Below are 4,197 nucleotides of genomic sequence, written 5' to 3' on the forward strand. Positions count from 1 at the left end.
CGAGGTGTCCAGCACCGGTTTGGTGTGGGGCGGGCAGCACAGGCTGGTCACGCCACCGGCAGCGGCGGCGCGGGTTTCGCTGGTGATGTTGCCCTTGCGGCTGTAGCCCGGCTCACGCAGGGCGACGTTCAGGTCAACCAGGCCAGGCGCGGCGATCAGGCCTTTGGCGTCGATAGTTTCGCTGGCGCTGAAGCCTGCGGGTGCGGCGCCGATGGCAATGATCTTGCCGGCTTCCAGGTGTAGATCGGTGACTTGATCCAGGCCGCTGGCCGGATCGATGACTCGGGCGCCGAGAATGCTGAGCTTCACTGGGCGTTCTCCTGCTCGAATTGACGTTGCGCGGTTTGCCCGCTCATGGCCATGGACAACACCGCCATGCGGATGGCGATGCCGTACGTGACCTGGTTGAGAATCACCGACTGCGCGCCATCGGCCACCGCCGACTCAATCTCCACGCCACGGTTGATTGGCCCCGGGTGCATCACGATGGCGTCCGGCTTGGCGCCGGCCAGGCGTGCGGTGGTCAGGCCGAACAGGCGATAGAACTCGCCTTCGCTCGGCAGCAGGCCGCCCGCCATACGCTCGCGCTGCAAGCGCAGCATGATCACCACGTCCACATCCTTCAGGCCTTCGGCCATGTCGGTGTAGACCTTCACGCCGTACTGCTCGATACCGATCGGCAGCAGGGTCTTGGGGGCGATCACGCGGATGTCCGGGCAACCCAGGGTTTTCAGGGCCAGCATGTTCGAGCGTGCAACCCGCGAGTGCAGGATGTCGCCGACAATGGCCACCGAGAGGTTTTCAAAGCTGCCCTTGTGCCGCCGGATGGTCAGCATGTCGAGCATGCCCTGGGTCGGGTGGGCGTGACGGCCGTCGCCGCCGTTGATGATCGCCACATTCGGGCACACGTGCTCGGCGATGAAGTGCGCAGCACCGGAATCGCCGTGGCGCACCACGAACATGTCGGCGGCCATGGCTTCCAGGTTGCGCAGGGTGTCGAGCAGGGTTTCGCCCTTGCTCGCCGACGAGGTGGACACGTTCAGCGTGATCACGTCAGCCGACAGGCGTTGGGCCGCCAGTTCAAAGGTGGTGCGGGTGCGGGTCGAGTTCTCGAAGAACACGTTGCAGATGGTCTTGCCGCGCAGCAACGGGACTTTCTTCACCGCCCGGCCGCCGACTTCGAGAAACGAGTCGGCCGTGTCGAGGATTTCGGTGAGCAGTTCGCGGGGCAAGCCGTCGAGGGACAGGAAGTGTTGCAGCTGGCCCTGAGCATTGAGCTGCAGCGGGCGCTTGGCATCTAGAGGCGTCATCGCGGGGACTCTTTACAAGGCGGTTTAAAGGGCAAGGTCTTGCAGTTCGAGTTCGAGCGGCGTGGGACCGGACAATTTTACCCGCTGGTGGGCTTCCAGGGACAGGGTGGCGCCGACCACGTCCGGGCTGATCGGCAATTCGCCGGCGTCCAGGTCCAGCAGGCAGACCAGGGTCACGCTGGCCGGGCGGCCGTAGTCGAACAGTTCGTTCATCGCGGCACGTATGGTGCGACCGCTCATCAGCACGTCATCGATCAGCACCAGGTGCTGGCCTTCGATCTCGAAGGGCAGGGCCGAGGGGCGCACTTGCGGGTGCAGGCCGTTCTGGCTGAAGTCGTCACGATAGAAAGACACGTCCAGGGTGCCCAGGGGCGAGTCGCTGCCCAGTTCTTCCAGCAGCGCCTGGGCCACCCACACGCCACCGGTGCGGATGCCGATAAAGCGCGGCTCGCTGATGGCACGGTGTTCCAGGTGCGCCTTGAGGCGGATCGCCATCTGGCTGATCAGGTCGGCGGGATTGGGCAGGCTCATGGGTGCTCCTTCTAGGCCTCGCGCAGGCAAGGTCCGGGCTCAAACGTAAGAAGACGCGGCAAGCCGCGTCAGTCAGGATTCAAATAAAGCGGTGTTTTCATCCAGCCAGCCCTGCAACAGCAGGGCCGCGGCGATGGCATCCACCGGGTTGTCGCGGTAACTGCCTTTCTGCCCGCCACGGTCACGGCGCTCGCCCTTGGCTTCGAACGTGGTCAGGCGTTCGTCGTGGGTATAGAAGGGCAGGTTGTAGCGGCCGTTCAGGCGGCGGGCGAACTTTTCGGCCCGCAGGCACATCTCGCTCGGGGTGCCGTCCATGTTCAGCGGCAGGCCGACCACCACGGCGTCGGGCTTCCACTCCTTGATCAGGGCTTCGACCTGGTTCCAGTCCGGCACGCCGTTCTGGGCCTTCAGGGTGCACAGCTCGCGGGCCTGGCCGGTAATCACCTGGCCGACGGCGACGCCGATCTGTTTGGTGCCGTAGTCGAAACCGAGGATCAGACGCAAGGCCATCAGGCGTGCCCCGCCTGGCTGGTCAGCAGGCTGAGGTTGATCCGCAGCTTGGCGGCGGCCGCTTCCAGGCGCAGTTCGCTGGGGGTGTTGAACAGGATGTCGGCGTCGAACGGGCAGGTCAGCCAGGCATTGCTCGCCAGCTCCGCCTCCAGTTGCCCGGCTTCCCAGCCGGCGTAGCCGAGGGTGATCACACTTTGATCAGGCCCCACGCCGTCGGCAATCGCGAACAGGACGTCCTGGGACGTGGACAGGGACAACCCTTCAAGGTCCACGGTCGCCTGGAATTTCGGCCCGGTGGGGTGCAGCACAAAACCCCGGTCCGTCTGCACCGGCCCGCCGATGTAGATCGGTACGTGCTGGCAGCTGGCGGGTGGGTCGATGTTCGGGCGCAGTTGCTCGAGGATATCGGCCAGGTTCAGGTCTTGCGGGCGGTTGACCACCAACCCCATCGCACCATTGGCGGTGTGCTCGACGATGTAGGTCAAGGTTTGCGCAAAGTTCGGGTCGGCCATATGGGGCATGGCGATCAGGAATTGGTGCTTGAGGTAGGTCGGGCTGACATTTTTCATGTCCGCTAGTGTGGCGTTGGAGGGGCGAACTGACAAGCTGAGGATGCGCAGGAAATCACCGTCAGCATCAATTGCTCGACAGCCGATCACCCTTGGCAAAGCGCCAGGTGCGAATGATTTCCAGGCGGTCGATGTCGTTCAGGTCCCCGGTAAACGGCGCAAAAGGCGCCGCCAGCCGCACGATGCGTTGCGCTGCCTGGTCCAGCAGCGGTTGGCCGGAGGACTCCAGCACCTGCACCTCGTACAAGGTGCCGTCGCGGTTGATCGACACCAGCAGTCGCAAATTGCCGTAGATCTGCTGGCGACGGGCTTCGTCCGGGTAGTTCAGGTTGCCGATGCGCTCAACCTTCTTGCGCCACTCATCCTTATACCAGGCGCCTTTGTCGCGCATGGTGGAGGCGGCGTTGAGGCGGTAGATCCGCGGGCGCTTGGCGTACAGCTGTTGTTCGTGGGCCAGTTCGGCTTCCAGGCTGGAGATCTCACTGGAGAGTTGCGAGCTGTCAAACGTCGGGGCCGGCGGGGCCGGCGTGGGTTCGGTCTTGGCCTTTTCGCGCTGGGTCGGGGCTTTTTGCGGCTTGGGCGCCACGGTGGTGACCGCCGCCTTGGGTGCGGCCTGTTTCACCTCCGGCTTGGGCGCCGGCGGTGGCGTGACCTTATTGACCTTGTTGTCCTGAAATGGCGCGACTTCAGTGGTCTTGGGCACGGCCTTCTTGTCGAGGGTGCCGCTGCCTTGCTGATTGTCCTGGGCGAGAAAGTCGGCCTTTTCGGGCTTCTTTTCGCTTTTGAACGTGGCGAGGGTGATTTCCAGGGTCTTGGTGATCTGCTTGGGTTCGGCAAAGGTGAAGCCCAGGCCGAGGATCAGCGCCAGGTGAATCAACGCCGCCAGAAACAGGGTAAATCCGAGCCGATCAGCCGGGCGCACGCCGCTGTGGGAGAGTTCGGGGGGCAGATCGGACGGGAGCGTCATGACAAGAAAACCAACATCGCGCGTTTCACAGGTGGCGCATGATAACGCAATGTTGGTTTGTGTCCGGCTGTTCTATGTCACTTGGCTTGTAGCTTGGCGGCAATCGCAGCCATCAGCATTTCGCCGATGTTCGTGCCAAATGCGTTGTCGATCTCGCGAATACAGGTCGGGCTGGTGACGTTGATTTCGGTGAGGTTCTCGCCGATTACGTCCAGGCCTACGAACAGCAAGCCTTTTTCGCGCAGGGTCGGGCCGACTTGGGCTGCAATCCAGCGATCCTTGTCCGTCAGCGGGCGGGCTTCACCCCGGC

Annotated in this window: 5 protein-coding genes and 2 pseudogenes; all 7 read right to left on the minus strand. The window is 63.7% G+C overall.

Annotation, left to right across the window (positions count from 1 at the left end):
- Positions 1 to 309, minus strand: a pseudogene (locus HX846_RS35345) (dihydroorotase); the annotation flags it as partial.
- The gene (locus HX846_RS35350; protein WP_003213748.1) at positions 306 to 1,310 is read right to left on the minus strand and encodes an aspartate carbamoyltransferase catalytic subunit; all 1,005 of its coding nucleotides are present in this window, start codon (positions 1,308 to 1,310) and stop codon (positions 306 to 308) included. The pseudogene HX846_RS35345 and the gene HX846_RS35350, both read right to left, overlap by 4 nt.
- 24 nt (positions 1,311 to 1,334) lie before the next feature.
- Positions 1,335 to 1,841, minus strand: coding sequence for a bifunctional pyr operon transcriptional regulator/uracil phosphoribosyltransferase PyrR (gene pyrR / locus HX846_RS35355; protein WP_003213746.1), 507 nt, complete (start codon positions 1,839 to 1,841; stop codon positions 1,335 to 1,337).
- Positions 1,842 to 1,913: 72 nt separating this feature from the next.
- A complete protein-coding gene (ruvX, locus tag HX846_RS35360; protein WP_003213744.1) occupies positions 1,914 to 2,351 on the minus strand; it encodes a Holliday junction resolvase RuvX in 438 nt (145 codons plus the stop codon).
- A complete protein-coding gene (locus HX846_RS35365; protein ID WP_178967264.1) occupies positions 2,351 to 2,920 on the minus strand; it encodes a YqgE/AlgH family protein in 570 nt (189 codons plus the stop codon). Before HX846_RS35365 ends, ruvX begins: the two co-directional genes overlap by 1 nt.
- A 67-nt stretch (positions 2,921 to 2,987) precedes the next feature.
- The gene (locus tag HX846_RS35370) at positions 2,988 to 3,887 is read right to left on the minus strand and encodes an energy transducer TonB (protein ID WP_003213740.1); all 900 of its coding nucleotides are present in this window, start codon (positions 3,885 to 3,887) and stop codon (positions 2,988 to 2,990) included.
- Positions 3,888 to 3,964: 77 nt separating this feature from the next.
- Positions 3,965 to 4,197, minus strand: a pseudogene (locus HX846_RS35375) (glutathione synthase); the annotation flags it as partial.

This window comes from Pseudomonas sp. K5002, assembly GCF_013386655.1.
Lineage (GTDB): Bacteria > Pseudomonadota > Gammaproteobacteria > Pseudomonadales > Pseudomonadaceae > Aquipseudomonas.

What these genes read in the sequence shown, in the direction of transcription:
- HX846_RS35350 (WP_003213748.1), bottom strand. Translation starts at nt 1,310, where the DNA reads ATGACGCCTCTAGATGCCAAGCGCCCGCTGCAGCTCAATGCTCAGGGC.
- pyrR (WP_003213746.1), bottom strand. Translation starts at nt 1,841, where the DNA reads ATGAGCCTGCCCAATCCCGCCGACCTGATCAGCCAGATGGCGATCCGC.
- ruvX (WP_003213744.1), bottom strand. Translation starts at nt 2,351, where the DNA reads ATGGCCTTGCGTCTGATCCTCGGTTTCGACTACGGCACCAAACAGATC.
- HX846_RS35365 (WP_178967264.1), bottom strand. Translation starts at nt 2,920, where the DNA reads ATGAAAAATGTCAGCCCGACCTACCTCAAGCACCAATTCCTGATCGCC.
- HX846_RS35370 (WP_003213740.1), bottom strand. Translation starts at nt 3,887, where the DNA reads ATGACGCTCCCGTCCGATCTGCCCCCCGAACTCTCCCACAGCGGCGTG.